Raw genomic sequence first — 2,143 nt, forward strand, 5'->3', positions numbered from 1 at the left:
TTATTGTATTTTGTATATAAAAAAATAGAGAAGGAGATATGCAAATGAAAAGGTTACTTGTTATAGGCCTAATGTATACAATGTTTTTCCTCATAGGAAATATACACTTACATGCTGATGAACGAATAAATGCAAAAAAAATTACTAGTTTAGAAGAGCCTACTTGGATATTTCAGGCGGGCATAAGTAAGGGGAAATATCATGACCGACAAGATTTAGGATTTATTTTGAAGAGAAATACACCATTAAAGGTAAGACAAACAAATCCTAATTTTAAAGACAAATTAACATTACGTTTATTGTCTAATGACTCAAAAAATGAAAAATCCATACAAGTAGGAAATGAATGGGTTACTATCCAAGGTGATACGTCTTTAGTTCCTTTCATAGATACTCCGTACGGTGAAGAGCACGCTGTACTTGAGTACCAAGTAGGGAATGAAAGTGCTACTAAACCCCTTCCCATTTATAAACAACAAGGAAGTGTATCTCAATTTTTTAGTGCATGGGATCAATTTGATGGAGAGTATGCGTTACTTCAAGGGGAGAGTTTTCAATTATTTGTACCTAAAAAAGATAAAGAGTTAGTAAGATCTTTAAAAGATTTTCAATCGTTGGATGAGTTAATTGCGTATTATGAAGATATTTTTGTGATGTATGATTCAATTATTGGTTTAGATGGCTCAACGTTTGAAAATAAAAAAAGTCAAAATCGTTATTTCTTAAAAGCAGATATATCTGGTGCTGGCGGTGCCTATTATGGCACAAATTGGACAGCGAATAGTACAGATAGTACAAAGATGTGGTTAGATAAACTAAGTTGGGGAACTTTACATGAAATCGCTCATGGATACCAAGCTGGTTTTGATAATCAAGGAATATTTACAGGAGAAGTTTCTAATAATCTATTTGGTGTTCAATATCAATATAGTAAATACGGCAAAAAAGCAGATCAAGTTGGTTGGTTGTTTAATTTCGGGAAAAAGGAACAGGTAGAACGGAATTTATATAATGCTCTAATGAAAGAAAATAAAAATTATGATGATTTAGATTTACGACAAAAACTTATTCTTTTAACGATGGCGAAACAAAAAGCTGGCGATGAAGCATTTGCAAAAATGTATCAAGGTTATCGAAAACTAGCTAGCAATACTGCTTTCAAAAAAGGTGACCATTCTTTACCAGATTTAATGAATCAGTATTATAGTAAGAATGGACAAGTTGATTTTACACCTGTTTTTGAAAGGTGGGGTTTTAAGCTTAATCATAAACAAATAGAGATGAATAGGGCGAAAGGTTTTCCGGCTGTTACTTCTTTAGCTTATATAGTGCCTGAATCACAATTAGCGAAAGCAAGAGCTATAGTTGATCCTGATATTCCGATAAACTCCAACTTCGAAATAGTTACGAATCAGCAAATTGCTCCACTTGGGCTAAAAGGGAATTTGCATATCCATTTAAATACAAATGAAATAGATACATTAAAAGGAGGAAAAATTAAATTAAAAGAAGGGAATACAGTTATTCAAGAGAAAACAATTGAAACAACAGATATCAATTTACAAGACGTACCAAATGGAGTGTATACGGTTGAAATTTCAGGTGGGAAAACGAATAGTATGTACCATTTCAGTTCGTATTATGCCTATGTAAAAGAAAAAGATAATAGTTTAAAGATTGATATTAACGAAATGAAAGTGAGTAAGTTGGTAAATGAAACGATTCAATTCCTAGGATTAGGAGATGACCAGTTTGCCGTATTAAATACAGACTTAGAGCAAAATCGAGCTATTTTTACGATTACTACTAAAACGCCTCATAGCTATTATGCAGGTGAAAAATATGCATCGATAGAGGTCTTTAATGAAAAAGGTGAAAAAATTTATACGAAGGAAATGGAAGGAACAAATGTAACAATTGTAAAAGATATCATTCCACTAAAAGAGGGATATAGAATTAAAATCTATCATGATGAAATAAAAAAACGATTAACTAGTAAAGCTACTATTATTAATCCTATGAATAAAACGAATGAATTTATAATAACAAAATGGGGATTGAAAAATACTTCTTTGCAAAATAATCCAGAAGAAAATCTTATACAAAGAATTGATGAAGAAATGGAAGCGATAGAGGAGAAGAA

1 protein-coding gene is annotated in these 2,143 nt (G+C 31.5%); it reads left to right on the forward strand.

The window, feature by feature from the left end; all coding sequences use genetic code 11:
- Positions 1-44 precede the first annotated feature (44 nt).
- The coding region (locus tag ABWK52_RS23370) for a putative mucin/carbohydrate-binding domain-containing protein (protein WP_353772170.1) at positions 45-2,143 on the forward strand (2,099 nt) is incomplete at its 3' end.

The organism is Bacillus sp. AP50 (assembly GCF_040492675.1).
GTDB classification, from domain to species: domain Bacteria; phylum Bacillota; class Bacilli; order Bacillales; family Bacillaceae_G; genus Bacillus_A; species Bacillus_A cereus.